This window comes from Hyunsoonleella sp. 2307UL5-6, assembly GCF_047345485.1.
GTDB lineage: Bacteria > Bacteroidota > Bacteroidia > Flavobacteriales > Flavobacteriaceae > Jejuia.
The window spans coordinates 1-1,170 of sequence record NZ_JBLFEN010000027.1; the positions used below are offsets into that span (position 1 = coordinate 1).

Sequence of the window (1,170 nt, forward strand, 5' to 3'; positions counted from 1 at the left end):
TCAATTCCTGTGGTTTCTTCACAATCTGTTAGTCCGTCACCATCTGTATCTGTTGTATCTATTCCGATTGGACTACATGGATCGTTTGGATCACTTGTTGGGCCACCTGGGAATGTTGTTGGATCCTCTGGTGTACTTGGATCATCAATTCCTGTGGTTTCTTCACAATCTGTTAGTCCGTCGCCATCTGTATCTGTGGTATCTATTCCGATTGGGCTACATGGATCATTTGGATCACTTATTGGTCCGCCTGGGAACGTTGTTGGATCGTCTGGTGTACTTGGATCGTCGATTCCTGTGGTTTCTTCACAATCTGTAAGTCCATCACCATCTGTATCTGTTGTATCTATTCCGATTGGGCTACATGGATCGTTTGGATCACTTGTTGGGCCACCTGGGAACGTTGTTGGATCGTCTGGTGTACTTGGATCGTCAATTCCTGTGGTTTCTTCACAATCTGTAAGTCCGTCACCATCTGTATCCGTGGTATCTATTCCGATTGGGCTACATGGATCGTTTGGATCACTTGTTGGGCCGCCTGGGAATGTTGTTGGATCGTCTGGCGTACTTGGATCGTCAATTCCTGTGGTTTCTTCACAATCTGTTAGTCCGTCACCATCTGTATCTACAATAGATGTACATAATGGAACGACAACAGTTATTGTACCTTCATTAGATAGATTACCATCATTATCATTTACGGTATAAGTAATAGTAGTTATCCCGTCAGTATATCCTGGTGCTGGACTGAATGTAATAGTTCCGTCACCATTGTCAGTAAATGTTCCTTCACCTGGTACCGTAAATGTACTCTGCTGTCCCGGTGTACTTGGATCTAAATCTAAAGTTAAATCATCTATTGTTCCATCAGGATCTGTGTCGTTATCTGTAATATCTATTATAATATCTATTCCAGGGTCTGTAGTTCCACCATCATTGTTAGCTACTGGAAAACAGTTTGCTACATTGGGACTACATGGATCGTTTGGATCACTTGTTGGGCCACCTGGGAATGTTGTTGGATCGTCTGGCGTACTTGGATCGTCAATTCCTGTGGTTTCTTCACAATCTGTAAGTCCGTCACCATCTGTATCCGTGGTATCTATTCCGATTGGACTACAAGCATCGTTTGGATCACTTGTTGGGCCGCCTGGGAATGTTGTTGGATCG

The 1,170-nt window shown here is 43.8% G+C and carries 1 protein-coding gene; it reads right to left on the reverse strand.

Translation table 11 applies throughout. The features are described from left to right. A partial coding sequence (locus ACKGJY_RS15510) for an Ig-like domain-containing protein (RefSeq protein WP_413974812.1) occupies nucleotides 1-1,170 on the reverse strand: 1,170 nt, incomplete at both ends.